Genomic DNA, 1,796 nt, shown 5'->3' with positions numbered 1-1,796 from the left:
CTCTATTTACTCACCTAAAATAGACCAAGATTAAATTTTATTGATTTGTAAAAATAGAAAAAGGCCAGTAACTCATCGAATTACTGGCCTTCATTTTATTTATATAATAGTAAAAATTAAGCGCGACTCATGAACTTATGTTCAGCCGTGTTAATTTTAACTTTTTCACCGTTAGCAATATACTCAGGAACTTGTACTGTTAAGCCTGTCGTCATTGTTGCAGGTTTAGTACGAGCACTTGCAGAAGCGCCTTTAATTGAAGGTGCTGTATCTACGATTTCTAAATCTACAGCAGAAGGCAATTCAATCGCAACGGGTACGCCATCAACGATAAGAATTTGAAGACCTTGTGTATCTTCAGAGATGAAAAGCAACTCTTCTTCAATCGCTTCTTTGTTGAAAGTGTATGGCGTGTAGTCTTCAGAATCCATGAATACGTACTCATTACCATCAACATAAGAGAAAGTCGCACTACGACGGCTGAAATCAGCTAAAGTGATAATCTCATCAGTTTTAAAACTTTCATCTGCTTTTGAACCCGTTGCAACATCGTACATACGCATACGGAATAACGTTGCACCAGCACGGCCACTAGGTGTTAGCTTAGTGATTTCTTTAACAAAATAAACTTTACCGTTGTGTTCAATTGCTGAACCTTTCTTAATATCACTTGCCTTTGGCATGATAAAACATCCATAAAAAATTGGTGTACGAAAAATACCATGAACTTTTTATAACTCCAATAATTATGTGATAGAAAATGATGCTTTATCGACTATTTATTGATCGGTTGATTCAATCATCACCTCATTTCGGCCTGCACGCCAAGAACGTAGCATCATAATGGCGGTATATAGAACAACAATTGCCACTAGCCAAGCAAGCATATCAACATCAAGAGACTTCACGATAAAAGCAGCAATCAATACCCCAATCGGCCCTGTAATGGCCACAACCAATGAGGCCCTAGAATTCACGGCTTTTTGTTTAATAAAGCCACCGGCAGAGAAAAAACATAAGAAAGCACATGAACACATCATAATAGGAAAAGCCGCCAGTGGGTTCATCCCTAATAAATAAATCATCGTCATACAAGGCGCGTACAACCCAATACCAACCGTCATCAAGGCACCAAAAATAAAATTACCAATAACAGCAATAACTAATTTTTCACCCGAGAGACCGAGCGCATCACCGCCCAATGGGAATAATTCAAAACGACCAGCAAACATCAACATCGCAACAATAAATAACGCACCCGCCATAATTAAACGAATCAATTGACGATCAAAATTGGATACCAAGCGAGCCCCTACCGTTGCCCCGACACAAGCCGCAATAATTAGGCTCAATAACGTGGTTAAATCAACATTAACTGCAGTTAAGAAAATCAATGCTTGAAATACCGTCGCCATCGTCGCTTGAGCGTTTAATGTCCCGGGTAATACTCGGTCATCAACCAAATTAAATTGTTTATAGCCCGCCGTTTTTATTGCAAAACTGCCTACACCTAACGTGTCGCAAAAGTTAGCAAAACCACCAATCAGACCAATCGCCCATACGTTCGTTTTTTTCTCTGATTCTTTTTTTCTGAGCCATAATGAAATCAACATATAAAGAAAAATTAACCCACCAATAATAAGGCTAATTTGTAACAGCAAAAGAATAGTCATGATAATTTACACAGCAACAGGAAAGCCGCAAATCATAATCCAGTTTACGGGTAAAAACCAGAGAGACGCCTTATAACAAAAGGGACGAGAGATAATGCCACTAACAACTAATCTATATTATTA

General features: G+C 38.3%; 2 protein-coding genes. Both read right to left on the bottom strand.

The window, feature by feature from the left end; all coding sequences use genetic code 11:
- Positions 1-116: 116 nt before the first annotated feature.
- Positions 117-683, bottom strand: coding sequence for an elongation factor P-like protein EfpL (gene efpL / locus AACV33_RS02515; protein WP_023603226.1), 567 nt, complete (start codon positions 681-683; stop codon positions 117-119).
- A gap of 96 nt (positions 684-779) precedes the next feature.
- Positions 780-1,673, bottom strand: coding sequence for a sulfite exporter TauE/SafE family protein (locus AACV33_RS02510; RefSeq protein WP_017020741.1), 894 nt, complete (start codon positions 1,671-1,673; stop codon positions 780-782).
- Positions 1,674-1,796 lie beyond the last annotated feature (123 nt).

Source organism: Aliivibrio sp. SR45-2, from assembly GCF_963890165.1.
GTDB classification, from domain to species: domain Bacteria; phylum Pseudomonadota; class Gammaproteobacteria; order Enterobacterales; family Vibrionaceae; genus Aliivibrio; species Aliivibrio salmonicida.
The sequence above is the reverse complement of the archived record's forward strand: the minus strand, read 5'-3'. Positions and strand labels throughout refer to the sequence as shown.

Excerpts from the sequence above, each read along its gene's own strand:
- efpL (WP_023603226.1), bottom strand. The coding sequence starts at position 683 with ATGCCAAAGGCAAGTGATATTAAGAAAGGTTCAGCAATTGAACACAAC.
- AACV33_RS02510 (WP_017020741.1), bottom strand. The coding sequence starts at position 1,673 with ATGACTATTCTTTTGCTGTTACAAATTAGCCTTATTATTGGTGGGTTA.